26 protein-coding genes are annotated in these 24533 nt (G+C 39.2%); 13 read left to right on the top strand and 13 right to left on the bottom strand.

The window, feature by feature from the left end; translation table 11 throughout:
• Positions 1 to 13 precede the first annotated feature (13 nt).
• From DI060_RS11925 to DI060_RS11910, 4 genes are read left to right on the top strand one after another with little or no spacing between them, the layout of a single operon-like run.
• Positions 14 to 1021, top strand: coding sequence for an ABC transporter ATP-binding protein (locus DI060_RS11925; protein ID WP_108976879.1), 1008 nt, complete (start codon positions 14 to 16; stop codon positions 1019 to 1021).
• Positions 1021 to 1755: an ABC transporter permease gene (locus DI060_RS11920; RefSeq protein ID WP_167836993.1), complete on the top strand. Its 735-nt coding sequence runs from the start codon at positions 1021 to 1023 to the stop codon at positions 1753 to 1755. Before DI060_RS11925 ends, DI060_RS11920 begins: the two co-directional genes overlap by 1 nt.
• Complete coding sequence (locus DI060_RS11915; protein WP_209452037.1) at positions 1752 to 3350, top strand: GldG family protein; 1599 nt, start codon at positions 1752 to 1754, stop codon at positions 3348 to 3350. Before DI060_RS11920 ends, DI060_RS11915 begins: the two co-directional genes overlap by 4 nt.
• Positions 3347 to 4303 (top strand): hypothetical protein, encoded by a 957-nt coding sequence (locus tag DI060_RS11910; protein WP_108976873.1) that lies wholly within the window; start codon positions 3347 to 3349, stop codon positions 4301 to 4303. The genes DI060_RS11915 and DI060_RS11910 overlap by 4 nt, the downstream gene beginning before the upstream one ends.
• On the opposite strand, the gene DI060_RS11905 is transcribed toward DI060_RS11910, so the two are convergent.
• From DI060_RS11905 to DI060_RS11895, 3 genes are read right to left on the bottom strand one after another with little or no spacing between them, the layout of a single operon-like run.
• Complete coding sequence (locus tag DI060_RS11905) at positions 4284 to 4925, bottom strand: rubrerythrin (RefSeq protein WP_108976871.1); 642 nt, start codon at positions 4923 to 4925, stop codon at positions 4284 to 4286. The genes DI060_RS11910 and DI060_RS11905 overlap by 20 nt on opposite strands.
• A 34-nt stretch (positions 4926 to 4959) precedes the next feature.
• Positions 4960 to 5598, bottom strand: coding sequence for a hypothetical protein (locus DI060_RS11900; protein ID WP_209452036.1), 639 nt, complete (start codon positions 5596 to 5598; stop codon positions 4960 to 4962).
• 8 nt (positions 5599 to 5606) lie between these two features.
• Positions 5607 to 6857, bottom strand: a complete 1251-nt coding sequence (locus DI060_RS11895) for a lysophospholipid acyltransferase family protein (RefSeq protein WP_108976867.1) — start codon at positions 6855 to 6857, stop codon at positions 5607 to 5609.
• Positions 6858 to 6904: 47 nt separating this feature from the next.
• Between DI060_RS11895 and lmtA the strand changes: the two genes are divergently transcribed.
• Genes lmtA through DI060_RS11880 form a run of 3 tightly spaced genes read left to right on the top strand, consistent with a single transcriptional unit; the run spans position 6905 to position 8784 of the window.
• A complete protein-coding gene (gene lmtA / locus DI060_RS11890) occupies positions 6905 to 7666 on the top strand; it encodes a lipid A Kdo2 1-phosphate O-methyltransferase (protein WP_108976865.1) in 762 nt (253 codons plus the stop codon).
• Between the two features lie 55 nt (positions 7667 to 7721).
• On the top strand, positions 7722 to 7934 hold the full coding sequence (locus DI060_RS11885) for a hypothetical protein (protein ID WP_108977142.1): 213 nt from the start codon (positions 7722 to 7724) through the stop codon (positions 7932 to 7934).
• Position 7935: 1 nt separating this feature from the next.
• Positions 7936 to 8784: a 2OG-Fe(II) oxygenase family protein gene (locus tag DI060_RS11880; RefSeq protein WP_108976863.1), complete on the top strand. Its 849-nt coding sequence runs from the start codon at positions 7936 to 7938 to the stop codon at positions 8782 to 8784.
• Here the strand turns inward: DI060_RS11880 and DI060_RS11875 are convergent.
• The 7 genes from DI060_RS11875 to DI060_RS11845 are packed head-to-tail and all read right to left on the bottom strand — an operon-like array spanning position 8729 to position 16543.
• Positions 8729 to 9778: an AAA family ATPase gene (locus DI060_RS11875; RefSeq protein WP_108976861.1), complete on the bottom strand. Its 1050-nt coding sequence runs from the start codon at positions 9776 to 9778 to the stop codon at positions 8729 to 8731. The genes DI060_RS11880 and DI060_RS11875 overlap by 56 nt on opposite strands.
• The gene (locus DI060_RS11870) at positions 9778 to 11142 is read right to left on the bottom strand and encodes a phenylacetate--CoA ligase family protein (RefSeq protein ID WP_108976859.1); all 1365 of its coding nucleotides are present in this window, start codon (positions 11140 to 11142) and stop codon (positions 9778 to 9780) included. Before DI060_RS11870 ends, DI060_RS11875 begins: the two co-directional genes overlap by 1 nt.
• The gene (locus DI060_RS11865; RefSeq protein WP_108976856.1) at positions 11143 to 11703 is read right to left on the bottom strand and encodes a hypothetical protein; all 561 of its coding nucleotides are present in this window, start codon (positions 11701 to 11703) and stop codon (positions 11143 to 11145) included.
• The gene (locus DI060_RS11860; protein WP_108976854.1) at positions 11669 to 13357 is read right to left on the bottom strand and encodes a VWA domain-containing protein; all 1689 of its coding nucleotides are present in this window, start codon (positions 13355 to 13357) and stop codon (positions 11669 to 11671) included. Before DI060_RS11860 ends, DI060_RS11865 begins: the two co-directional genes overlap by 35 nt.
• Positions 13354 to 14298, bottom strand: coding sequence for a hypothetical protein (locus DI060_RS11855; protein WP_108976852.1), 945 nt, complete (start codon positions 14296 to 14298; stop codon positions 13354 to 13356). Before DI060_RS11855 ends, DI060_RS11860 begins: the two co-directional genes overlap by 4 nt.
• Positions 14298 to 15881 (bottom strand): MoxR family ATPase, encoded by a 1584-nt coding sequence (locus tag DI060_RS11850; protein ID WP_108976849.1) that lies wholly within the window; start codon positions 15879 to 15881, stop codon positions 14298 to 14300. The genes DI060_RS11855 and DI060_RS11850 overlap by 1 nt, the downstream gene beginning before the upstream one ends.
• Positions 15878 to 16543, bottom strand: a complete 666-nt coding sequence (locus DI060_RS11845) for a hypothetical protein (RefSeq protein WP_108976847.1) — start codon at positions 16541 to 16543, stop codon at positions 15878 to 15880. Before DI060_RS11845 ends, DI060_RS11850 begins: the two co-directional genes overlap by 4 nt.
• Between DI060_RS11845 and DI060_RS11840 the strand changes: the two genes are divergently transcribed.
• The 6 genes from DI060_RS11840 (at position 16542) to DI060_RS11815 (ending at position 22062) form a co-directional block, all read left to right on the top strand.
• Positions 16542 to 17456 (top strand): TIGR01777 family oxidoreductase, encoded by a 915-nt coding sequence (locus DI060_RS11840; RefSeq protein WP_108976845.1) that lies wholly within the window; start codon positions 16542 to 16544, stop codon positions 17454 to 17456. The genes DI060_RS11845 and DI060_RS11840 overlap by 2 nt on opposite strands.
• Positions 17457 to 17517: 61 nt before the next feature.
• Entirely contained in the window at positions 17518 to 17922 is a 405-nt protein-coding gene (locus tag DI060_RS11835) for a c-type cytochrome (RefSeq protein WP_108976843.1), read from the top strand.
• Between the two features lie 59 nt (positions 17923 to 17981).
• Entirely contained in the window at positions 17982 to 18203 is a 222-nt protein-coding gene (locus DI060_RS11830; RefSeq protein ID WP_108976841.1) for a hypothetical protein, read from the top strand.
• Positions 18204 to 18246: 43 nt separating this feature from the next.
• A complete protein-coding gene (locus DI060_RS11825; RefSeq protein WP_167836991.1) occupies positions 18247 to 18597 on the top strand; it encodes an STAS domain-containing protein in 351 nt (116 codons plus the stop codon).
• A 55-nt stretch (positions 18598 to 18652) separates the two neighbouring features.
• Positions 18653 to 19933, top strand: coding sequence for a citrate/2-methylcitrate synthase (locus DI060_RS11820; RefSeq protein ID WP_108976839.1), 1281 nt, complete (start codon positions 18653 to 18655; stop codon positions 19931 to 19933).
• A gap of 23 nt (positions 19934 to 19956) precedes the next feature.
• Positions 19957 to 22062 (top strand): PP2C family protein-serine/threonine phosphatase, encoded by a 2106-nt coding sequence (locus DI060_RS11815; protein ID WP_244594378.1) that lies wholly within the window; start codon positions 19957 to 19959, stop codon positions 22060 to 22062.
• 10 nt (positions 22063 to 22072) lie between these two features.
• On the opposite strand, the gene DI060_RS11810 is transcribed toward DI060_RS11815, so the two are convergent.
• The 3 genes from DI060_RS11810 to cyoE are packed head-to-tail and all read right to left on the bottom strand — an operon-like array spanning position 22073 to position 24531.
• Positions 22073 to 22939, bottom strand: coding sequence for a TPM domain-containing protein (locus DI060_RS11810; RefSeq protein WP_244594377.1), 867 nt, complete (start codon positions 22937 to 22939; stop codon positions 22073 to 22075).
• A gap of 24 nt (positions 22940 to 22963) precedes the next feature.
• Positions 22964 to 23632: a TPM domain-containing protein gene (locus DI060_RS11805; RefSeq protein WP_108976835.1), complete on the bottom strand. Its 669-nt coding sequence runs from the start codon at positions 23630 to 23632 to the stop codon at positions 22964 to 22966.
• A gap of 44 nt (positions 23633 to 23676) precedes the next feature.
• Positions 23677 to 24531: a heme o synthase gene (gene cyoE, locus DI060_RS11800; protein WP_108976833.1), complete on the bottom strand. Its 855-nt coding sequence runs from the start codon at positions 24529 to 24531 to the stop codon at positions 23677 to 23679.
• Positions 24532 to 24533 lie beyond the last annotated feature (2 nt).

Below are 24533 nucleotides of genomic sequence, written 5' to 3'. Positions count from 1 at the left end.
CCATTTCTACATTATGTCTCATCAAGTATGTTGGAAATTTGGCCCCCAGTCCTTTTTCCGCAAGCCATTTTTTGTGGTTGGCTTTTCTTTCCCATACCTCGGAATCGAAGCTGTGCGCGCCGTTGGACTCGGAAAACAGTTTTTTGGAAAATGGGGAGTCTCCGGGCTCGATTTCCATCTCAAACCGGGGCGTTTAACGGCACTGCTTGGCCCAAATGGGGCCGGAAAGACAACTTCTATGCGACTTTTGGCAGGATTTTTCCGCGCAAACCAAGGCTATATGGAAGTGGAGGGAAAAGTCTACCAGACTTTACCGAAAGGCATCCGCGAAAAAATTGCCTACCTTCCTGAAAACGGACCAGTTTACCGAGATCTATCCGTACAAGAGTCATTGTGGTTCTTTGCGAAGGCAAAAGGCATTCCAAGCCAGCAGATCAATCGAGCATTAACTAGGATGATGGAAGAACTCGACTTAGGGGATGTTCGGAACAAATTGGTCGCCACACTTTCGAAAGGATTCCGCCAACGATTGGCTTTGGCTTCCACCTTATTAGGCGATCCGGACTACTTGTTCTTGGATGAACCAAGTTATGGACTCGATCCCATCCAAATCGGACAAGTACACAAAATCATCAAGAATTTGAGTAAAGATAAAACAGTTTTGATTTCAACGCATAGCTTGAGCGAGGTGGAGGAAATTTGTGATGATGTGATTATCCTCTCAGAAGGTAGAATGCTGGCAAATAACTCAGTAGAAGAATTGAAGAGAAAGGACAAAGTGTTCATTCAAACCAACCAAGACTATGATACTTTTTTACATTTGCTCAAATCGGCAGGCTTTTCCGAACTGAAACTAATTTCAAAAAGCGCAGACTCATTCTTTCGGTATGAAGTTTCATTGAATGATAAAAAAATCGAAGAATTGTATCTTCTTTGCTCAGAGAACAAAATTTTGGTCAGAGAACTTCAAGAATCAGAAGAGTCTCTAAAAAAAATATTCAAGGAAATAACAAACAAATAGTGATTTCTTTCCAAAGACTATCGGCTGTTATCTATAAAGAATGGAAAATCCTATTTGGGACTTCTTTGGGCTTTACGATTCTTTTGTTGTTTATGTTTCTCGAAAATCTTTTCTTTTTTTACGGAGCTGGTCCAAGTTCATTTTGGGATCGAAGAAGTTCTGATATTACATTTTTCTTTCAATATACCTCTTATATGTTACTAATCTTTATCCCTACTATTGGAATGAGAGTTTGGGCAGAAGAACGGGAGATGGGGACGATAGAATTAATTTTCACGCTTCCTCTAGCTACTTGGGAAATCGTATTAGGCAAATACGTTGCTTTTTTAGCATTTCTATTTATAGCGCTTCTCAGTACAGTAATGGTTCCAATCACAACCTTTGTTTTTGGGAGACCTGATTTTGGATTAATCCTATCTGGCTATTTTGGAATTTTTTTGTTAGGTGCCACAAATCTTTCGATTGTGTTTTTTATTTCTTTGTTCTTTCAAACACAAATCGCTTCTATGGTATTTTCATTTTTTCTGTTGTTTACTCTATACTTCTTTGGGATTCAAAAGTTTACGGATCTGATTGGAATTGAACAATTTTCAAGCTTACAATCCATTTCTCTTCAAAGGCATGTGGAAACTTTTTTATTGGGTATATTAGATGTTTATGATTTTTATTTTTTCATTTCGGTTTCAGGTCTTTTTTTATTTTTTACATATTGGAAACTGAGGGAACGAAATTGAAATTCCCTTTGAAATACTTCTTTCTGGTACAAATCGTACTATTTTTTATACTTTCAAATCTATTGGTGAGTAAGTTGAGTTGTCGAACCGATATTTCCAATTCGGTACGTTTTGAGTTTTCTAAATCAACGGAGAATCGGATTCAGGACTTACAAAGTCCTTTATTCATTGATGCTTACTTTTCTTCGGATCTTCCTCCTGAGTACTCAACCCGAATGGAGCTCATTCAATTTTATTTGGGAGAGCTCAGAAAGTTAAATCCAGATTTTATCAAAATCAAATTTTTGGATCCTTCCTCCTCACCAGAGATTCGTAAACAGGCAAGCGAAGTTGGCCTCATCGCCAATGAAATCCAAAACAATGTGGGATCCTCAAAATCTATTCGCGAGGCCTATATGGGAATTGTGATTCGGTATCGAAATGAATCATTTCCTATTTCAGATTTTTTCTTTGTAGAAGAGGCAGAAGAAAAAATAATGCGTGTGCTAAGAAAATTTGACCAAAGGAGAATTGGCCAACAGATTGGCATCATAGTTGACCGAGGTTGTTTGGATTTTCCAGTTCCTGGAAATGGATCAGGTATCAATACATGGGGAGTTTTCTTTCATCAAGTTTTCGTAGAAGAATACGGACCTCCTCAATTTATTGCATTAAATGATCAAGAAATTTCTCCAGAAATAAAGCTACTATTGATCATTGGATCGCCTAATTGGAGTGAAGTGGGAAAAAGAAGGCTGGATGCCTTTTTGGCTTCAGGTGGTAGGTTGGTATTTTTTGCCAACTCAATTAAGTTTAATTTAAAAACATCGAGAGATCGAGATGGATTGAAATTTTATGGGAGCACTTTGGCATATCCAGAGCAAGGATATGCCACATGGTCAGATCAATTTGCCCACTATGGCTTTCGGATAGAGCCAAGTTTACTATTTAATCTCAACCGCCCTGTATTGATTTCACAGTCCAGCCAAGAAATAAAAAAATACTACCCACTCTGGCATTATTTGTACAAAGAGGAAGGGAATTTTCATCAAAATCATTTGTTAACGCTTAACTCAAATTTATTGTTAGTGCCTTGGGTTTCTGTGATGCAAATAGATTTGAGTTTTCAAGTAGGTATGAAATCCGAAACAATTCTCTACTCTGATTTGCAGATTATGAAAAAATCAAATGTATTCCAACTCGATCAATTGAATCAGTTTTCAGAGAATGAGATCATTAGAAATAGGATTCCTTTAGGAGTACTCACTAAAGGAAAGATAAACCCTTACTTCTCAGGGACAAAATCTTTGGTAGAAACAGAAATTTTTACACTTTCAAGCGGTCATTTGATTTCAGATATTCTCTCTTTGCCAGAATTTCGATCCGTTTATAAATCTTCTAATGTTAGTTTCATGCTAAATCTCATTGATTATATGTTAGGTGAGACCGATTTCATACTTTCTCGTAACAAAAAAATAGTTGCTAGTCCTTTGAATCTTTTTTCACCCCGAGAGAGGATCATTTATTCCTCCTTTAATGTCATTCTTTTACCTTTTTTGATGATCCTTTTAGTCATAAGATATCTGTACAAAAGACAATTGGGCAAAATTGAATGAAGCGCATTAGCATTTTGCTCTCCTGTATAAATTTCCTTCTCCTAATTGTTCTGTTTTTGAGCTATGATCCCTTTTCCTTCGATCCAAAAACCTATGAAGAAGGGAATCTTTTGTTTGGTTTTGAATCTGATGAGATTCGCGCCTTGATTATTCAGGTGGATAAGGCAGATGAAAAGAAAAATGTCAAAATATCTAATCAAACAGGGGTATGGCGAATCAAAAGAAATTGGGAGGAGACGGAAAAAATCCCAGACCCAATGCAAATTCAAAACTTTCTTTCAAAGCTCCTCAATATCCGAGAGTTTCCATACAAAGGCGATCCAAGTAAACTCAATCTTTCTGAAAAATTCACAAGTGAGAATATTCAAATTCAATTGAAGTCGAATCTTATGTATGATCTCCATTCTTTTGGATGCCGAACGGATTTAGAATTGTGTTTTTTACAAATTGGTGCTGATAAGACATTGTATTCTTATCCTTTGCGAGAGCAATTGCCGATTTCAATTTTTTTTGAAGAATCAATCCTGGATAAACAACCTTTTGGTTCAATTCCAGAGGATCGATTGATTGCTGTTGAATACCATTCCAACCAAAGACTTGTTTATTCTATTCATTACTTAAATGGGAATTGGAAAATATTTCCTGAAGTTGATGGCACCGCTGATGAAATGGCAATCCAGCAATTTTTTAAGAGAGTCAGATTTTGGACATCGGATAGTGTTACATTGGATAAAAAATTCCCAACAAATGCTCGTCCCACATTTGTGCAATACCTTCGCGTACTTTATCGAAATGATTCTGGCGGAGAAAGTGAAATCAAACTTATCGACTATGGGAATATATACAAGGGTAAATTGTTAGCAGAGATGTATCCCTACCAACAATTTTATCTATTCTCTGCATTTTCTTGGGAATACTGGAAATTTTTTGACGTCAAACAACTGCTAAAATAAATTGATTGAGTAATTTTGAAAACAAAGTGTTTTCTTTTTGAATGAGTCTTTCTAAACGAGTCATATACTCAGAGTCTAGGCTCATGATTTCTTTTTGCATCTCATCAAGATGTCCTTCTTCTTCTAAAATCAGATTATCCAACTGAAAGCTTGCAAGCGTATTACGCAAGATTTGATTATAACTTTCATAGACATCCAAAGCCCTAAGTTCTATCAGTGTTGTTGTGTACAAATAGGAGAGGAAGGAATGGTGCTCAGGTGCTATATTAGATTTCTTAAGTTCTTTGCGCACTGAAGCATCCAGTTTTGCAAAATAAATCTTCGCTGAGCTACCTCTAAGTAATTCATTGTTCTTGTAGGTTGCTTCCTGGTCCTCACGATAAGAATTTGCTGCCTTCTTAAAAAATAATGCATGCCTTGCTTCTTCCGTTGCATGCCGTAAAATCATTTCCGATGTATTTTGATTGGATTGAGTAAGTAAGATCTTTCTGGATCCTATATGTTCTAAGAGAGACAGCGTATTGAGCCATAAAAAATGCTGTTTAGGAGATTCGATAACTTTTTTTAGAAAACTATTTAATTTTGGAAAATCTGTTTCTACTTTCGAAATTGTATACGACATTTACTATCCAGCTTTTTCGGAAGAATGTATTTGCCTAGTTTTTCTTTATCGGGATTTTCACGCTTGCGATTGTCTCTCCCTTGATGCTTTGGATTTTAAAGTTGGTTGTGGGGATGCCGTTGCCCTTCATTAAAATTACGATAAGAGCAATTCCTATTCCCTCTCCCTCTGAATGGTCTCCTCTTTCTATATAATATTCCATAATATCATTATAGTTTTGAGCATGGACGAGAGAATGTTTGATTTTCGACATCTCAGCTGGCGTCAAAGATTGGTTATTTGCTACAATAACTCGGATCTCATCTTGATCAAATGAAAACTCAGTATTTACCCAAAAGTTTTTTCCAGCGGCGATGTCTGTGTAAGTTTTGCTTTTGCCTGCTAAGATGAAACTTTTGTACATCCTAACACCAAGTTCATAATCTGCGGGAGAATCAATATCCAAATGATTTTCTAAGAAAAAAACTCTTTTGAAGTTTGCTTTAAAACCATTTAAGACCAAATCCTTTACCATAGTATAAAACAAGGATCCAAAGTCTTCTAGATGAAAGTAATCACATAACTCGTTACATACAAGAATCAACTCTTCATCAAATTCGCTAGAAGGGCCATACTTTCTAAAAGTTATGGCTTTGTTAGCGTCTATGCATTCTCGAATTGATTTAGCATCCAAACTCATATTTAAAAAATATAATTATTTGGAAATAAAGGATGCGATTTTGAGATTTCATCCTTCATTAGTGTCTCTACATCTTGTTTCAATCGATTGGTAAGTGCCTCAATGGTCGCACGTTTGTCTTTTTTGTAGTCTGCAAAAAATTCATTGATCGTAAAGGCGGGGGCGATTCGTACGAAAGCTTTGTGAGGTCGGTTGCGAGATTCACCCAGTATTTCATTTTCATAGCGATAGAGAAATTCATAAAGACGCTCCGCAGACGGAAGATCTTTGATGTAACTTGTTTGGATGGTAATGAAATCATAAGCTTTGCTTGCTGCTTTCCTTGCCCAAGTTGCCATTTCCAAAGAAGGAAGTTCTGGATCTTTGGAGCCGATCATAACCATTTCTAAGGTAGAAAGGATCTTTCTTAATTTTTCGATCGCATTCGATTCTTTATCCCATTTTGGAATTTTTGCTTTTGCGGCTATATTGTCCAAAATGGCATGCCTGAGTCTGCCTAGTCGAAAATCAAAGTCATCGACCTTGTCGGAATCGACCGTTAATCCATACTCTCTTTCCTCTCTCTCCATCATTCTTTTTCCGACAGATAAAAATCTATGTACGATATCTTTTCCAGTTTTCGAAATACCAAGTTTATCCTCTAGTCGAATCAAACTTTGGTCAATGTCGCGCCTTAGCCAATCAATTGATGCGTTCATTCTGTACTTAACATAAGTGGGCAATACATAGATTTTTGCACTGGGATCTTGTTTAAGTGCATCCTCTAGTCCCCAAAAGCCCAACTGAGCTACACCAGATTGAAATGGGAGTAGGGTATCGTTCATACCACTTGTTGGTTCACCTTCTGGAAAAAGGACAAGTTTACCTGCTGGTTTGGATAAAATTTCTCGGCTTGCTTTCAGTGATTCTCTATCGGGAGAACCAGCTAACACAGAGTAGGCTCCAATCGCCTGGATAAAATCTCCAACAAAACCTGCTGCCCAATCAAATACTTCTCTAGCCGCCATATAATAGAATCTTGAATTCATAATATTGGCAGAATTATAAGCGACAGGAGGCTCCTTAGTCGTAGGGTGGTTCGAGACATAGATGAGCCTTTCGTTCTGAAAGGATTTTAATTGTTTCCTATCTTCAGGGCTCACTTCAATCGAATCAAGGTTGTGCATGGCTTTGAACAGCACAGGTAGAGCAAGATCGGTAAACCAGAGAACCGGTAAATTGAATTTTGCGGGAATGAAGGATTTGATTGACATAGAACGAAAGCTATTACTTTCTAGAAAGGAATCAAGTACGATTTAACATGGCACTCATAGAAGAACTCAATCAACAAGGCAACTTTTTATTCCGATGGCGCTCTTACATTCCTGGCGCAGTCCTCGTCATGGCACTGACATTCCTTCCCTCTGTAGCTTATTTTGGGAAGTTTTACAAGACCAATCTCTACTGGTTACTGGGCTCCTTTTTTGTGAGTCTGATCGGTCTTTTTGTGCGCTGCTTTACAATTGGCTATGCCCCTGCCAGGACCTCTGGGAGGAACACGAAACAACAGATAGCTGATGAAATCAACCAAAAGGGGATATATTCCCTCGTTCGGCATCCATTGTATGTCGGCAATTTTTTTCTCTACTTAGGGCCTGTCTTGGTTCTCCGTGACCTACCTTTTGCTCTGGTCTACACTATGTTTTTTTATTTGTACTATGAGCGAATTATGTTCGCAGAAGAGTTCTTTCTTCGAAATAAATTTGGAGAAGTTTATCTTTCTTGGGCAAATCGAGTGCCTGCCTTCGTTCCTAACTTCAAAGGATATGTAAAACCAGATCTTTCTTTTTCCTTCAAAAATATCTTAAAACGCGAATACCCAAGTTTATTTGGAATCATAGTTGTGTTCACATTGTTTGATCTTGTGCAGGTGTATTTCCAAGAACCATACCTCCACGTCTCTTCGATTGCCAATATTTGGAAGCCATTCCACACCTATTTTTTTGGATTTGGACTTTTCTTTTATTTGACCACACGTTTAATCGTGAAGACCACCAAACTTCTGGAAGTCGAAGGACGTTAATCTAGTGGATGGTCGTTTGTCCAATGGCTGGAAGATCCCTTCCAGTCTAGAGGAAATGAAAGAGCTTAGGAGTTCTTTTTTAAAAACCATTCAAGATATGGAATCAGAAAACCCTCTCAGCATTTTTCGTGAGCATATGGAGAATGGACTTCTTTTTAAGGCTGGCCTACAAGATGCTTTGAATCAAGTAAATACATTTGCCAATCTATATATGAGTGCCATCGAGCTACAGGAAGAAATCAAAAAGAAAGAATCAGCATCTTCCTAGGATGGATTCGGATACTTTCTTATTCGACGGCAAAATCGGACGGATACAAGCCGACTCCTTACATACACTCAGCAAAGAAATCCAAGACATACTTTCGAAGATTTTTTTTGAAGGAGATCCAAGGATTGTTGCAAATCATTTGGAGGAAGAAGAGTTTTTCAATCGTATGTCGTTTGCTAGACGGGAAGTTCAAAACTCAAATCGATGCAGAGAGTTGATTTTGAAAACTTGGACGGATATGGGTTATGATCTGAATGATATTTACATGGACCTTCCTAGACTACGCTGTGTTCCCCATCATTTCCATCTAAACGAAAGGGCAATGGCCATTAGCTTTCTGCACCGCGATCCTTGGTACGCCAATCCTCAATCTCAAATAAACCATTGGATACCCATTTACGAAGTAGAGAGGAAGTCTGGATTTGCCATCTATCCAGCTTATTTTTCAAAACCCGTTTTAAACAATTCTAATCTTTTTGATTATTCAAAATGGTTGGAAATGGGAGGATTTCAATCCAAAGAGAGATCTTATGATTCGATTCGGATATTTCCCTCTCCACTAGAAGACATATCTTCAGAAGTGATTGATATTTTTGGAAACCCAGGGGAACTTATCGCATTTTCTCCTCAGCATCTTCACGGCACATCACCCAATAACACTGGTAAGGCTAGGTTTAGTTTAGAATTGCGGTTTGTCTGTTTGAGTCACCTAGAACAAAAAATTGGTCCAGAAAATAAGGATAATGCGTCCAGAGGGACTACGCTTATCCATATGGTACGGGCAACAGACGGCCTTACTCTATCGAAAAAATCAATTGAGGATTACGTAAGTTTCTTTGCTCTATCGTAAAATAGTCAGGTTGGAAAGGTTCTTTTAAAATCCTTTCCACAATCGAAATCGCTTGTTTCTCTCTTTCCTTGAAGTTACCTTGCACAAGTGTAAAGGAACGATTTCTTAACTTCATTTCTTCTAAAAACTTTTGTTTCATGACCTCTCTTAAGTCACCTAAATCTCTCTGGGGATCTTCCACCCATGGTACATCAATATCTAAAAAAAGAGAATGGTCATAGTGCAATCCGTGAGCCAATTTTCGAATCGGTTCGGGACAATTTTGAAAGTAATGCTCTGAATAGATCTTTGTAGTGATATGGTCTGTGTCTAAAAACAAAATGCGATTGGCGGACTGAGCTGCTTGTATCTCAGAGATCAAATGTCCTTTGCCTATTTCTAATATATCTTCATAGATTACATATCTACCTTTCTCGTCTAAATATGTCCGTGCGAATTCAGGTATACAAAGTGTTTGAAAATGCTTAGCTAGGATCTGGCTAAGGGTTGACTTTCCAACTGATTCAGTTCCTGTAAGAACAATACGCTTTAAAAAAAAAGGCTTAAGTAAAGCTGGAATAAAATTCCAATACTGGCTTGGTTCATTCCGTATCTTGGTCGCAGAGATCGGAAATGTTTGTCTTTCTAAATCAACACAAACATGTTCTGCAGATAGAACTTTCGAGAGTGGTTCACCATAATTCTCAGATGTAAAGACAACATCTATCTTTTCCTTTACAGCGCTCTCGATTGTTTGTTTCCAAATCATCCAAAAATTACTATGTTCTTCAGGGTACTGTGGATTCTCATTTTCTATAAAAAGCACTCTGATCTTAGGATCATTCACAAGATTTTGTAAACATTCGTATCGGAGTATACCAGGTATGGTTTCAGTGGGTAAAGCGGCTAATAGAACTGTTAGGCGATCGCATAATTTTTTGGCTTCACGGATCAAATGCAAATGTCCATTGTGGGGAGGATAAAACTTCCCAAGAATAAATCCATGATGCCACATTAATCATTCCTCTCATTGATAAACACCAGTGATTTTGATTCCTTGCGATCCAAGTCTGGCATGATATGGATCTCAGCATCTTGGCCTAGCAAATGCAAAAACTCTTTCCTAAGCAGACTTTCTGCTTCTTTTGATAAGATACCTAGAATTGATAAATGGATTTCATAGGTTCCCTCTTTCGTTTCAATAAATTGGTGCCTTAGGATGTTTGGATCCTGCCTTAAGATACGTGAAATATCAATTGGGTTTACAAGTTGTCCCTTAGTGTCTGTAAAAAAAACGGGCCTTCTTCCTTCCAATAATCGAATCCTGGGACTTTTCTCTCCACACAAACACGGTTCCTTGACCCATTCCCCCCAATCACCCGTCTTATAGCGCAATAAAGGGAGAAAGGGATTGCGACCTCCGCTCACCGTAACTTCTCCTCTTTGGCTAGGCTCTCCATCCTGGATGAGCTCAAGATAAATATCAGGTGAAATCAAATGCATCGTTGACGGATCGTTAGGACAAGAGTAAGCGATTGGACCAGTTTCGTTGGAGGAATAAAAATTGATGATCGGACAATCAAAGTGCTCTTTCAATTTTTTGTACAAATTGTTCGTCAGTTCACTAGCAGTCGAATGAATTGCTTTAGGTTTGTAGCGCAATCCGAAACGCATGGCAGATTCAAAGGAATACGGATCCCCAGATAAAAAACAAGGAGATTCTTCTTGTATAAATAAGTTCCAATCATCTGGATTTGGCCATTCGCTCTGTTTTAAGTTTATCTTTGCAAATTTAGCTCCGCCTGCAAGTGAATGACATGTTGCATATACGATGGTTTTGTTTTGATTGCAAAGCTGGATAGCCGATGTTTTTAGAAAATCATGAGGATTTGAAACTCCGTGCCTAAACAGACTATATTCGATTAGAGGCACATAACAACCAATTGATTTCGGATGATTGGGTGCAAGTATTGGCCTACCTGTTGTTCCGGAGCTTGGATTGATGATCATTCGACTTAGGCTCTGTGGTTCAGGTAAAATATCTGTGATCTGTTCTTGTAAGTCCTCTCGAGTCATAAAAGGAATGCATTCAAATCCTTCTGGTAAGGCTATTCCCTTCAGTCTCTCATAAAAAAAAGGAGAAAAAAATCTTATACTACGCAACCAAGATAAGATAAGAGAAAAATTTCCGACAAGTTCTCTTCCTTGGTAAAGTTTTGTTTCGAAGTCTTGAATAAATCCGAGATCTTCTTCTTGGATTCGATCCCCTATGATGGCATTCCACTTGGGAGCATAACGAGAATATAAAGTTTTTTGTAAGGAGCTAAACCACTCCTGTTTCATGAGAGGTGTGTTTTGAAAGTAGGGAGAGGGATCCATTTATTCGCGGTTGTATTTGGAGGCAGCCTCAGCTTCTTCCGCCTCTTTAATCTTTCTTAGGATTTCTTTTGCACGTTCTTGAGCTTTTTTTGACTCATCAATGATCTTCATCCTCTCCAAACTATCAATAGATTTCCATCTATCTAAAAAGTAAGCTTCCGTTTCACCTTCCGGAATGAATTTTAGATGATGAAAGAAAGAACGCACCAATTCTTCTGATCTTTCTGGATCTCGTATCCATTCTGTGTAAGGATGAACAGTTGCCGAAAGAAATGGTAAAGTTTGTTTGCAATAAGCGAATATATTTGAAATTTCCAGTTCTTCAGCTTTCCAATCTTCATTGGCAATAAGATGAATCAAGATCAGATGTATGCCAGTTAAATCTTTTGACTTTTGAATTTCCTGCCAATTCAAAGCATCTAAAATCTGAGGTTTCAGGATTTCTTTTTTGATCTGCAAAAAAAGATCGAACCAAAGAGCCCGAACTAATATAGGCTCCTCATTATTTAAATGGATTGGGAAATCATTAATTTTTTTTATATAATATCTGATTTCTTTCATATGTTCTCTTCACAAAATCTCTACTAAACGAAATTAATTCTTCCCATGTTGAAATTCTAAAAATGCTCCAACCGGAATCATTCATTTCTTGGATTTCACTTCGGAAAGTAGGAGAATACAAATTTAATACCATAGTGCCCCCACCTCCGGCGTTCATTAACATTCTCTTTACGAAATTTCTTGTGTTTTCGTTGTAATCTTGGTTGTACATGGTATCAATACCCTCGTCTGAGATGATGAGAATATGTACTTTTCTTTTTTTAGGTTCCTCATATTGTTCTTTCAGAAGATCTAAGGGGAAACAAGTCCCACCACCTATATAACCTGTCAAAACTTCCATGATCTCTTTTTCATTTCTTGTAAACGATTTTGTCGTATAATACTCGTTTAGCCCTGACCAAAGGGTTGAACGAACCTTGGAACCAGCACGCAAGGCAGATAAAGTGATGATGGCACCGGCAAGAGTTAAAAAAGAGACATCTGTTTGAGGGTTTGGCATTGAGCCTGAACAATCCACAAAGATATCTAAATCAATAGGCTCTTTGATTTCTTCGTAAGAAGGCATTTCACCATAAAAATTTTCCATGGCAGTGTAACCTGGAATGATATGCTTTCCACCTCGCATGATCGATTCAAAGATATTGATCCTCTCCATGGGCGAACCAACTTCCCATACATCCGTCCCCTCCAGAATCCTTTCTGGTCCACCAGGTTGCAAAGTACTTGGAAAACGAACCAAATATGACAGTGCTTTTTCTTTATAATAGCGATAGGCAAAATCCGACAAACTCGCCTTGATTCCAAGTGCCTCTCCAATAGAAGAATAGTTACTCGGGGAAAGACTCTCTACATTCTCAGGGAAAATACTTTTGTCCTTTTCGGAAGATTGTTTTTCGCCTAGATCTTCAAAGACAGATTCTAGTTTAACATTCATGATACCCGAAGGCATTTCACTTCCTTTTCCTATGTCTTTGGTATCATGAAATGTTGCGATCAATTGAAGCGATTTCTGAGAATCCTGTTGGAAAAAATAAGGAAAACAGATATTTCCAAAGTCAAACGCTGCTCGTACCCAATCATTTGAATAGTTTCGAACAATACGGTTTACTAAGATTGCATCAGACTCTATATTTCCTTCCAGTTGACCTACTGTTAAAGTTTGGCGAGGCAGAGCCCAAAGGAGTTCATAGGTGCGCATATAAAAATTCCAAAAAGCATCATCTTGTTTTCCTACCTTTTGGTACACCTCTTCCATCCTTAAATTATGTTGGCGTTTTAATTTATCATTGATAAATAAATCTTCATAGATATTGGCAAGCATCGGCGCTAAATATTCATGCCTAGTTAGAGTCGAACGTAAGATATAAAGGATTTTTCCATGGTCTGTTAGATCGCCTGGGCAATAAACATGATGGCCTATTTCATGCGCTAAGATTTCAATAGGATAAGATTCTAAATGAAAGGCTTTGATTTTTTCAACTGAAAGGATAACTTGGTGATCGGCAAGACGTATGGCAGCAAAACTATCAAAGTTGCCTTCCTTTTCCTGGTCTTCTGCCGTAACTAAAAATTTTGGATCCGAAAGTTTAACATAAGCACTCCATATCATCAGTGCATTTTGCCATTCTTTTTGCCAGTCTTCCACCAAACTCATGCTTGGTTCACTCGATAGAAAAGATAGATCTGATAAGAATATTGTATTGTTAGTAATAAAAATTGTTCATTTTCTATGACAGATAAGATTTCTTGTTCCGGAAAAAATTTTTCTTGGATCACTTTCCAAATCTTGGATTGGATCGATTTTTGATTGGTTCCTTTCCATTCGGAAGTAGGGAACAAAGAACTCCCAAAGCTATCGAAGAACAGTTCGTACGATTGGTTCCCGCTTAAAATGAAAAATCGGCCATTATGACTCAGTACTTCTGGCAATTGTTTCATTTCTCCTCCCAACAAGGGGTGTCCAGATATCAATTTATATCTAAATTCCGAAGGCAGGTTCGGAAGGAAGGGTCCAAAAAAAGAATCTAAATAAGGACTTGGGAAATTGTGTTGTTGAAGTTTTGTTTCTATTCGGATTTTTTCTTGGACCTGCAATGATAAGTTGGCAAAACTCTCAATAGCTTCTTTTCTATATTCTGGTCTTCCATTCAACCAGACAAAACAGACGAGAGTGTTCGAAAATTCCTTTAGATCCGATACGATTGTGATCAAACGATCGATTTGTTGGAAGAATTTGATTTGTTTGGATGTTTCGAGTTTTGATGCCGCGTTGATGAGATAAGAGATGGGTTTGGACAAACCATCATTGACAATCAAATTCATTTTCGAAAGGATATTGAAAAATAAACTTTCGATAGCTCCCCCCGATTCCTTTAATACTCCTTTTTGGACTAAGCTAACAAGTATGTGAAAGGAAGAAACAATATCCTCATCAGACTTTGGCTCAGGCATCGCCATCGAAATCGATTTGTAATAGGAAAGAAAAAAGTTTTGGATTCCGATTTCAAGATTTGGACTACTTTTTTTGAATTCATAAACCAAATAATTGATTTGGTCTTTCTCCTTCTGTAGAGCAGTTTTCCAGCCAGGACTCATTACGGATTTTCAGCTTTCCAATGGTAGTAGTTTGTATACCTTTGGTGTAGGTATTTTAGTTTCAAAAGATCATCAAAAATATGCCCATATATTTTTCTTTGTTTGCTGATCTTTTCGATTTCTTTTTCAATTTTTACCAAACGCTCTTTGGTTTCGTTTAGGCTCAATCCTTCCAAACCAAGTTCAAATTGTTCTGACAATTCAGAAACCGTATCTTGTTTGTCTAGATCAAGTCTGTCATACTCTGCACATGACAGGGAAAATAGCTTTCTGAGCCAACTAACGCGATCGCTGCGATATACCGAATTTCCGGGCTCCTCAAAAAAGGGAGAATCTGAATTTTGCACCAGCTTATCATGTAAAACAAAAGGCAATACATGGTTTAAATCTTCTAAACTAACTTCTGTATTGCCTCTAAAATAGGCCAATGCCTTTGCATAATGCAAACACGTAAAAATTGCCCGTACAGAGAGTCCATTCTTTGTTTGTGAACCTAAGTCTTTCTTGTGGTCTTTCCCTTGCTCTTGGGATTCAAACAAACTAAAATCTAAGGCTGAAAGTTTTACTGTATCTTTTGTTTTATACTCAATTTGTTCTCCAGCAGACTCAAAAAATTCAAACTGTGAGGCAAAAAACTCCATTCTCCTTCGCAAAGGCGCAGGAAATTGAATTTGCAGGATTTCTTGGTGAATCGTTTCAATCTCTGATTCTGAAAAAATGATTTCTTTTGGTACACTTGCCTCTGGATGAAAGTTCTCTTCTACTCTTTGGAGAAGATCTTTAATAAAACGAGTGTTAAAGTGCAATGCTTTTACAACCACGTCGATGCGATCTTTTAATGCCTCTATGACTTGGTAAGTTCCTCCTCCTGCATCATCATTTGCTGTCAAATACCAGGCCGCCTCTGGGCATTCAAAAATCTGATCATATAGTTCAGCATAGTTATCACCTAAGACAGTTAAGAGAGCTGATTGAGTACGAGTCGGAATCCGATTGTATTCATCGATGATTTTGACGCGCATACCTAACCACTTACGCCAGGAGATTTTTATCTCCTCCATACTTTTGGCATTCATCAGATCTGAGGGAAGAGGGTTTCCTAAAAGATCGGTAATCGTCATTTGCGGCTGTCCATGTTGGATAGCTCTTCTAATTTCTTTTAGAGGATATCCGGCCAATACTCCCATCAGAATAGCCGATGCTGTCTTTCCTCTACCTGGCCCACCAACCAAGAGGCATTTGCCGCGAACTACTAGGGACAATAAGGGAAGTAATACAAAGCTAGAATAACTTTGGCTAGATGGGAGGATGAGTTTTGTTTTGAGATCACCGATCGTAAATTGAGTTGGAGAGGTGCTATGATATTCAATGTCGTAAAAAGGATTTATGATGGCATGATTGGTAATCCAAAAGTAGGCTTGTCTCAACTTTTCATCTAATGATTGCTTGCTGGAGTCTTTTGAGTGGATGGGCAAAGGCCCTTCTTCCAAAAGATTTTGTATATCAAACTTTTGGCTTTTTTCTTTTTTTGTGGGATTTGTTGGAGATGCGGAAATTTTTTGCGAAGAACTCTTTAGGTTCATAGATGTGTTTCCTTTGTGGTTATTTCCGAAATACAGTCGTTAGCACTCAGTTCTTGGAGAAATTTAACCGTAATGGTATAAATATAGATTCCTTTTGGATATTCCTCTACGCGTTCCCATACTTTTGTTTTTGGCATAGGAATCAAAAAATGTTCGGATTTGCCAGTTGTATCCTCAAAAGAGCTGAGGATCTCATCCTCTGGAAGGCGCAATTCCTTATCCACATTGATCGCTTCTCGGAGTAGGATGTTTCCCTTAAATGCTGGTAATGTTTTGCCTGGACAGGCATGGATCTCCCAACCTGAGATAGGGAAAGGGGAAAAAGCGCTCCCATCCCAATAGTGGCTCAGTTTCATTTCGAGAAAAAAATCAAAATCTTGGTTCGGATTTTCTGTCCGTTTCCAGAAAGTGTTGGGATTGCCGTCTAAGAGATTGGGAATTTCTTTCTCAGAAGACCAGGCTCCATACAGAAACGGTGGATGCGAATGATAGGCTTCCATTTTTTTTTGTGTGGAAGATACAAGATAGAAATTGCCGGCCAAAATTGGCAAGGCCCAGAGAACATAAGGTAGGAATTGAGAAAAGCGCATGAAGTTTGAATTGACCAATGGTATATAAAAAACTTCTACTTCTTTTTTCTGCTCCAAGGATACGAAACACATGAAGATAGGGATTCTCGGCGGTACAGGTCTGATTGGGACTGAAATCATTAGAACAGGAAGTGCAAAAGGAAACAGCTTTCGTTTGTTCTCGAGGCGCGATACAGTGCCTCCAGCTTTACAAGGCATTGCCAACCTAGACTTAGTGACTTGTACAATACCCAGTTCGCAACAATTAGAAGGCCTCGATGCTTTGATCAATCTGGTTGGAGAGCCCATAGCAGGCGTCAGGTGGACAGAGGAAAGAAAAGAACTTATCCGTACCTCTAGAGTTGAGTTCACTAGGGGATTGGTTGCAAGGATCAAAGATTGCAAAAATCCACCCTCCATACTCTTACAATCTTCCGCCGTGGGTTATTATGGAATGAACCCGTTTCGTCACCCAGCTTACAGCGAAGAACAGCCCGCAGGTGAGGATTTTTTGGCAAAGATTTGTGTCGATTGGGAAAGAGAAACAGATGCTTTGAGTGATCGTGGGATTCGGGTGATCAAATTAAGAACTGGAATCGTTCTATCCCTGAAAGGAGGAGCTCTCGAAAAGATGTTGCCTCCCTTCCAAATGGGAGTAGGGGGAATGATTGCCTCAGGGGAACAAGGGATGAGTTGGATCCATATTTCAGACTTTGTTGCGGCTACCTTCTATTTGCTCCAAAGGAAATCAGCATCGGGAGCATTCAACATCGTGGCACCAAATCCAACGAGCAATGCAGAATTTTCTAAAACCTTAGCGGAAGTTCTCTTTCGGCCATCTTTTTTCAAGATCCCTGCCTTCGCCATACAAGCTTTATATGGTGAAGGGGCACAGGTGGTCACCTTAGGCCAGTATGTGGTACCATCCCATTTGACCAAGGAAGGTTATGAGTTTCAGTTTCAAAATTTAAAGCAAGCTCTTCAAAATCTTTTAGGCAAATCATGAATTCTTCTTTTCAAAACAATTCTGTGACAATTCCTGGAGTTAATTAACTCTGGAGAGTGAAATGAAACTGAACAAACTCACGATTTCTTTATCCACGATTGCCCTTGCTCTATTCCTTGTTGCTTGTGGCGACAAACCAAAAGAAGCGGCTCCGACAGAAACTGCAGCTCCTGCTGTAGCACAAGATCCTGAAATTGCGAAAGGAGAAGAGATCTTTCTCCAAAACTGTGCATCCTGCCATGGCGAAAAAGGAGCTGGCGACGGAGCAGCGGCAGCAGCTTTGAATCCAAAACCTAGAAACTTTAAAGCCCCTGCAAACGAATGGAAGAATGGAAATACAGTTGCTGCTATTACCAAAACTCTCAATGAAGGGATCAAAGGCTCCCCTATGGTTGCCTACAAACACCTTGGGAATGAGAACATTGCTCTACTTGCAAAGTACGTTGAGTACTTAGGCAAAAATTAATCCATCCAGCCAATTAAGTTCTTTCTCGTCCTAGGATGAGAAAGAACAAATCTTGCCTCATGACCACCCCCATTTCCAAAAAAGACCGTGCCACTTGCGACTGCGGAACCACCCGAGAATCCCAAGATGCCAAAAAAGTAGTCAAATACTCCACATGGGGTATGATTGCCATGGGACTCATTGGGATTTCTGCAAATCCTATCGATGTCTACTTTGTTTGTAAAAAGTGCAAACAAGCCTTTGGGCGTTTATCGAAAGAAGAACGAAAAGCAGCCCGTTAATTTTTCTTGACCATACCTCATTCGCGATTTCCCTGGAACCATTATGATTGAAGAATTCAAAATCCGACTCGGTTTTGAGAATGGGGGAGTGCTCCCAGTGATTCACATTTCTGGTGAAATCACATCCGAGGCAGAGGACGAAATTGTTCAATCCTATGACTCTATCCCCGCTGACAAAAAAAAGAGGGTTATCTTAAACTTCACCGATACCTCTTACATCAATTCGGCGGGCATTGCTACCTTGATCAGCCTCATCACAAAATCTTCCGAAAACCAAGGAAAGATTGAGTTTGCAGGTCTCAACAACCATTTTCGTAAGGTGATGGACATTGTCGGGCTTACCGATTTCGTTTTGATCCACGATTCTATTGAATCTGCCCTCTCCCAATCTTAAATTATTCTAGATTCTTAACTTCCCTTCCTGAACATTGTGGTAGAGAGGTTTTGGAATGAGCCAGGTGGAAATCCACATCAACGGAAAGTCGTATCAGTTTCCCATCGTCGTAGGGACAGATGGAAAAGAAGGCGTAGATATCTCTGAATTTTACAAAAAAACAGGTCTAGTGACCATTGACCCAGGTCTTTTTAATACCGCACTAGGTCTGTCTAAGGTCTCAAGACGAGACCCAGAAAAGGGAGAGTTGACCTATCGAGGTTATGATATCGGTGAATTGGCGCACCAATCTACATTTGTAGAAACTTCCTATTTGCTCATTTATGGTAATTTACCCAATAAACAAGAGTTATCTGATTTTTCTGGTCGCCTATCAAAGCATTCTATGATCCACGAAGATATGTTAAATCTCTTTGATGGCTTTCCTGGAGTTGCCAATCCACTTGCCGTACTTTCTGTCATGGTAACATCACTTTCCAGCTACTACCAAGAAGACTACGAAGAAAAATTAGACATGGGAGTTGATCTCATTGCTCGGCTCCTTGCGAAAGTAAGAACGATCGCAGCCTTTACCTACAAACATGCTGTCGGCCATCCCTTTGTTTACCCTCTCGACCAAAATCCATATTGCACAAATTTCCTACATATGATGCATTCTGTACCCGCCAAACGTTATGAGGTACCAGAAGAGTTTGATCGGCTTTTGAATCAAATCTGGATTTTACATGCTGACCACGAACAAAATGTCTCCAATACAGCGGTCCAAGTCGTTGGTTCCACCAAAGCAAATCTTTTCGCTTGTATCTCTGCAGGTATCATGGCCCAATGGGGAGCTCGAGAAGGTGGTCGTCCAACTGCCGCCATTGAGCTAATGGAAGATATCATCAAGTCCAGAACTTCTGTGGTAGATTACTTTGAACGCTTTAAAAGAGGAGAGGTGAAACTCCATTCCAATGGTTTTGGACAAAAAGCGTACGATGCGGTCAGTCCGAGGGCAAAGGTGGCTCGTGGGATCATACACGATTTCTATCGCAACCGAAAGTTAGACCAGATAGAAGAAACTGCGCTAAAAATTGATGAAGTTGTTTGGAATGATCAATATTTTATTGATCATCTCCTCTATCCGAATTTAGAATACTATTCTGGCCTTGTGTTTCATACACTAGGGATTCCGAAAACTATGTTTTCTGTGATGCAAGTCATAGGGAGACTACCTGGCTGGCTTGCTCATTGGAAAGAGCAGAGGAAAAAGGGCGACTTTAGCAAAGTAAGGCCCAAGCAGATTTACGTTGGTGAAAACCAGCGGAAGTATGTGCCAGTGCAGAGTCGTTTGTAAATCACCTAACAAGGAGGGTGAAATTGCATCTTATTCAGAAGATTTCACTCGCCTTACTTTGTTTCTTTTTTTTCCATTGCGAAAGGCCCTCTCTGCCGCCCGTGGCGGAAAAAGGACTCCTCGATGCTTCTCATTATTTCGTTCAAACCCAAACTCCCCTAGACCTAACAGGGGATTGGCAGTATTACCCAAATCTCATTGTGTTTCCAAGTGATGTGGCCTTGATCAATTCCTTGGGCAATGAACAGTACTTCCACGTCCCGGGGATTTGGACAAAGTCGTTTTTTGAAAAAGGATTCGTTGCAGGGGACGGCTTTGCCACATTTCGTCTAAAACTCATCCATAACATGAGAAATTCTCCACTCTCACTGAAAATCCCTGAAATGGAGACCGCATTTACACTGTTTGCTGGCAACCGCATTATTGCCCGGAACGGCATTGTTTCCTCCGAAGAAAGATTTTCAAAACCAGAGTATCGACCTCAAATTGTTGACTACGTGCCCGAGGAAAATAGCACAGAGTTTGTTTTGCAGATTTCCAATTACCACCATAGAAAAGGTGGTCCTGCCCAAGTTATCAAGATTGGAAATTCCGAAGACATACATGCGCTCTATGACAATGAAATCCTAAAAGATATGCTACTGGTTGGCAGTATCTTATTCATGGGGATTTACCATTTATTTTTATTTTTCTACAGAAGAAAGGATCCACATTCATTTTGGTTTGCTTTGGCTTGTTTGTTGATCTGTTTGCGTGTATTTGTGACAGGCAATAAATACCTCACAACTTATTTCCCATCAATGCCATTTGAGGTCCAAATCAAACTTAGTTACCTTACTTTCTTTTTAGTGCCACCCATTTTTGTTCGTTATATGTTTCTGATGTTTCGGTCCGTTTACCCTATTTGGTTATATCGTTTTATTTTCAATACTGGTGTGCTGATCTCTCTTTTAGTAGTTCTCACGCGATCTTCATTTTTCACTTATTTTATGATACCGTACCAATTGTTCACACTTTTTGCAGCGGTTGCATCTTTGGTCATCATAAGCTTGTCGATACGAAAAAGGTACCCAGGCTCCACTTTGTTTCTCATTAGCTTTTTACTCTTTGTTGCCGCAGGCATCAATGATGTTCTAGTCAATAATATCATCATAGTTGGTCCTTTACTTGCCCATTACGGTATCTTCATGATGTTTCTCTTTCAATCCATCTCTATCGCTAGAAATTTTTCCCTAGGATTTGTAGAAGCGGAAACTTTAGCAAGACAGGTGACTCAAAAGAACGAAGAGTTGGAAGGCACAAAACAAGAATTAACGATTTTAAATGAGCGCTTAGAAGAAAAAGCAAAAGAAAAAACATTTGAATTGCAATCCAAATTGGACCAAATCAACAAAGACCTTAAGTTAGCAAAAAGTATTGTGCAAAGCCTTACTCTCATCCCAGAGTTAGAACCTTTTCTTAAGATTTCTGTCCTTTACAAACCATTGGCTGACGTGGGTGGCGATATCTATTTTGTTAAAAAAATCCAAGATGGCTATGTCAGGGTTTTTCTCTGTGATGCGACAGGTCACGGATTGCAAGCTGCCCTATATACAATGATGATCCAATCTGAATTTGAAAGACTCAATTTAGTGGCGACTCGGCCTAACGATCTATTGTATTACATGAACCAACATTTCTATGATAAAAATGCAGAACTACGCATCTATTTCCCAGCAGTCGTTGTCGACTTTGACTTCTCCCAAAATCTACTAAAATTTGCAGGCGCAGGCACACAAAACCAAATCATCCACAAGCAAAACGGAGAGATCGTAGTTTTGGAAAATACAGGACCTATCGTTGGTATCTTGGAACAGTTTCGCTTTGGTATTACTGATGTGAAATTTGAAGCGGAGGATAGACTGTTTTTGTTTACGGATGGGATTTTTGAAGAGCTCAATGAGATGGATGGCACGGCCGCATTAGAGGAGTTAGTTGACTTGATCAAAGAAACAAGAGATCTACCTCTGGAGAACGTTACTACCTATATTAAGGATGGCTTGTTTCAAAAGATGCAGAAAACTGTTTGGAAAGACGATGTAACTTGCATCGTCTTTGAAATCGGCAATTTTCTCTTTACTTCTGCTTGAGGGGTAAGTGTTACCAATCCCCAGAAGCTCCTCCCCCGCCTGAATCACCACCACCTCCAGACCAACTATCACCGCCTCCAGAGGACCAGGAGTCACCACCGCTTGACCAAGATGACCCACTATCATAAAAGCCCCCACCAAACCCGCTACCACCAGAAGACTTTCGAAACATTATTTTTATCACAACCAAGATGATTAAAACCAATAAAAATGGAACGATCCAAAAAGGGAAAGGAATCAATGTTTCTAAAGCCAATTTTAAGGGCAGTACACCAAGGAGCAAAAAGATGTAACCTATAATCCCGGGTACAGACAAGCCTATACCCAGAAACACGAAGGCAAAGATCAATGGATCTCTGCGAGACTCTTTGTGGCTGGTAACGACATCATCTTCGCTAGGTTGGTACTCTCCCTTAGTCGCAGCAATGATTGCATTCACTCCCGCCTCGACACCTTCGTCCATCTCACCCGCTTTGAATCTAGGTCGGATTTCTTGTTTAACAATACGAGAAGCGAGCTGGTCTGTTAGGACACCTTCTAATCCATAGCCTACCTCTATTCTCATCTTTCTATCTTTGATCGCTATGAGAAGTAAGACACCATTGTCTTTCTTATCTTGACCCAATTTCCAAGATTCAAAGACTTTTACTGCTAGATCTTCAATGATCTCGCCTTCAAGAGAAGAGAGGATGAGCACGGCGATTTGGTTCGATGTTTCGGACTCGTTTTGTTTCAACTTCAATTCGAGTTGACGAACCATTTCAGTGGAAAGTATCCCTGCCTCGTCAGTCACCTGACGTGTCAAAGGTGGGATCTCAACGGAATGGATATTACTAAATGAAAATAGCAAAAGACTCAGACAGAGAAAAGAACGCATTTTATTTGGAGATCGCGTCATAGTTTACAGTAAAGTACCACCATCCCGAATTTCGTCGGAAAGTTCATTTTGGTCATTTTTTTGGATTTCAACACCATATTTGGTTAACAAATTACCACAAAACAAAATAGATGCGACAATCCCTGCTCTTTTATTTCCTGATTTCATACCGTCTATTATCAATCGAACTGCTTCATTCCAATCGGATTGAGGTACAATCTTTGAGATTGTTACATCAGGTAAAACGCGTACGATCTTTTCAAAAAAAGAAATATAGATAAGGATGCCTGTTCTATCTTTGGTTCGGAAAACCTCTTCATTCAAAAATGCTTCTTTTGCCCTTAAGTTTACATAAAAGGATTTCATTTTATTGCTGATAAAAAGTTTTCTCAATATAGGCAATGCAGTTCCAAGCACCAAACCGATCAACGACCCTGTCCAAATATAGAGAATGGCATATATTAAAGGAATTTCTCCCCAAGAGGAATCTACGAATTGGGATTGGATAAACAAAGCGAAGCCACCTAAAGCGCCACCCAAAAACGCAACCTGCCAAGCGTACTCTTTGTAATGGTGGGATGCCTCAGCAAAATAAGGTACGATTTCTCCGGATGTTTTTGATTCTGCTTGTTTGACTGCTTCTTTGATCTCAGCGAGGTCTTGGTCTGAAAAATATTTAGATAACACTGCCATGGGCAAACAGTGGAGTATTTTTTCTACTTAGGCAATAAAAAAAATTACAGTCTGGCATCGACCACGATCGCACAACTCACGAGGAAGAGGTGCATGATGGTGAAGAAAAAATACTGTTTTGCAAGCGTTGGCTCTTTGCTCTTTAAGAGTTTTAAGGCGAAAAAAAGGATGGAAACCGTGAGTATAGAGGCAAATCCCAAATAGAGGGCACCCATACGTGGTTCGATAAAATAAAAGCCAATCACCGAAGCAGAATAAGCCAGAGTGTAGAAGAAGATTTGTTTCACTGTTTTATCAACGCCGGAAACAACGGGCATCATCGGAATACCTGCAAATTCATAATCGTTTTTCAGAAAGATTGCCAGAGCCCAGAAATGTGCCGGTGTCCAAAGAAAGATCATCAAAAAAAGCATCCAAGCAGACATCGGTAAGGAATTGGAACTTGCTGCATATCCAATCAGAGGGCCAATGCATCCTGAAATCCCACCGATGACAATGTTTTGTTCAGTTCTTGGCTTTAACCAGATGGTATATAGAAACACATACAACAAAAGTGCTGACCAAGCAGCAAAAGCAGTCAATAGATTTACAAAGTACCAGAGGACAAGAAAGGCGAGGGCCATAGTGAATATTCCTAAAGCCAAAGAAAGCCTTGGTGAAATCACACCAGAGGGTATAGGTCTCATTTTGGTACGGTACATCACAGAATCTTTTTCTCTCTCAATGTATTGGTTGAGAATGAAAGAGGCTGAACTCATTAAATAAGTACCAAACAAAGTCCAAAGGGTTATCGTAAGACCTGGTTTTTCAGTGGAACCAAGATAAAGACCAGGGAACACTGTTGCCAGTACCAAAACAGTAACCCTTGGTTTTGTTAGTTGATTCCAAATTTTAAACATTC

This window comes from Leptospira ryugenii (genome assembly GCF_003114855.1).
In the GTDB taxonomy this organism is placed as follows: Bacteria; Spirochaetota; Leptospiria; order Leptospirales; family Leptospiraceae; genus Leptospira_A; species Leptospira_A ryugenii.
This window is presented reverse-complemented; position numbering and strand designations above follow the sequence as displayed.

Bases quoted from the DNA above. Each gene is read 5' to 3' on its own strand.
- DI060_RS11810 (WP_244594377.1), bottom strand. From the start codon at position 22,939: ATGCGTTCTTTTCTCTGTCTGAGTCTTTTGCTATTTTCATTTAGTAAT.
- DI060_RS11880 (WP_108976863.1), top strand. From the start codon at position 7,936: ATGGATTCGGATACTTTCTTATTCGACGGCAAAATCGGACGGATACAA.
- DI060_RS11910 (WP_108976873.1), top strand. From the start codon at position 3,347: ATGAAGCGCATTAGCATTTTGCTCTCCTGTATAAATTTCCTTCTCCTA.
- DI060_RS11895 (WP_108976867.1), bottom strand. From the start codon at position 6,857: ATGTCAATCAAATCCTTCATTCCCGCAAAATTCAATTTACCGGTTCTC.
- DI060_RS11835 (WP_108976843.1), top strand. From the start codon at position 17,518: ATGAAACTGAACAAACTCACGATTTCTTTATCCACGATTGCCCTTGCT.
- DI060_RS11870 (WP_108976859.1), bottom strand. From the start codon at position 11,142: ATGGATCCCTCTCCCTACTTTCAAAACACACCTCTCATGAAACAGGAG.
- DI060_RS11850 (WP_108976849.1), bottom strand. From the start codon at position 15,881: ATGAACCTAAAGAGTTCTTCGCAAAAAATTTCCGCATCTCCAACAAAT.
- DI060_RS11820 (WP_108976839.1), top strand. From the start codon at position 18,653: ATGAGCCAGGTGGAAATCCACATCAACGGAAAGTCGTATCAGTTTCCC.
- DI060_RS11865 (WP_108976856.1), bottom strand. From the start codon at position 11,703: ATGAAAGAAATCAGATATTATATAAAAAAAATTAATGATTTCCCAATC.
- DI060_RS11855 (WP_108976852.1), bottom strand. From the start codon at position 14,298: ATGAGTCCTGGCTGGAAAACTGCTCTACAGAAGGAGAAAGACCAAATC.
- DI060_RS11905 (WP_108976871.1), bottom strand. From the start codon at position 4,925: ATGTCGTATACAATTTCGAAAGTAGAAACAGATTTTCCAAAATTAAAT.
- DI060_RS11875 (WP_108976861.1), bottom strand. From the start codon at position 9,778: ATGTGGCATCATGGATTTATTCTTGGGAAGTTTTATCCTCCCCACAAT.
- DI060_RS11830 (WP_108976841.1), top strand. From the start codon at position 17,982: ATGACCACCCCCATTTCCAAAAAAGACCGTGCCACTTGCGACTGCGGA.
- DI060_RS11925 (WP_108976879.1), top strand. From the start codon at position 14: ATGTCTCATCAAGTATGTTGGAAATTTGGCCCCCAGTCCTTTTTCCGC.
- lmtA (WP_108976865.1), top strand. From the start codon at position 6,905: ATGGCACTCATAGAAGAACTCAATCAACAAGGCAACTTTTTATTCCGA.
- cyoE (WP_108976833.1), bottom strand. From the start codon at position 24,531: ATGTTTAAAATTTGGAATCAACTAACAAAACCAAGGGTTACTGTTTTG.
- DI060_RS11860 (WP_108976854.1), bottom strand. From the start codon at position 13,357: ATGAGTTTGGTGGAAGACTGGCAAAAAGAATGGCAAAATGCACTGATG.
- DI060_RS11840 (WP_108976845.1), top strand. From the start codon at position 16,542: ATGAAGATAGGGATTCTCGGCGGTACAGGTCTGATTGGGACTGAAATC.
- DI060_RS11825 (WP_167836991.1), top strand. From the start codon at position 18,247: ATGATTGAAGAATTCAAAATCCGACTCGGTTTTGAGAATGGGGGAGTG.
- DI060_RS11805 (WP_108976835.1), bottom strand. From the start codon at position 23,632: ATGGCAGTGTTATCTAAATATTTTTCAGACCAAGACCTCGCTGAGATC.
- DI060_RS11845 (WP_108976847.1), bottom strand. From the start codon at position 16,543: ATGTGTTTCGTATCCTTGGAGCAGAAAAAAGAAGTAGAAGTTTTTTAT.
- DI060_RS11885 (WP_108977142.1), top strand. From the start codon at position 7,722: ATGAAAGAGCTTAGGAGTTCTTTTTTAAAAACCATTCAAGATATGGAA.